Consider the following 234-nt stretch of genomic DNA (forward strand, 5'->3'; position numbering starts at 1 on the left):
ATTGCTTGATTGACTCATCTAAGGTCTTAATATCATTAATAATAAAGTTATAATGCTGGATGGTTTTGGTGTGACTGCTTCCAGAGTAAGACACCAAATCAGATATTTTGGACCTGGCGGTATTTAATAATTCAATCTGACTATTCAGATGATCTCGTGACGTCTTCAAGTCAGACTGTAACGTCGTAAAGGTATTCTCTGGCAACTCTGCATGGTTGTTGCTGTCTATGTTAT

1 protein-coding gene is annotated in these 234 nt (G+C 37.2%); it reads right to left on the reverse strand.

The annotated features are described in order from the left end of the window. On the reverse strand, positions 1-234 hold a 234-nt coding region (locus RFK25_RS11690), incomplete at both ends, for a hypothetical protein (RefSeq protein ID WP_443035566.1).

The sequence above is a fragment of the Streptococcus sp. SS-4456 genome (assembly GCF_036680365.1).
Lineage (GTDB): Bacteria > Bacillota > Bacilli > Lactobacillales > Streptococcaceae > Streptococcus.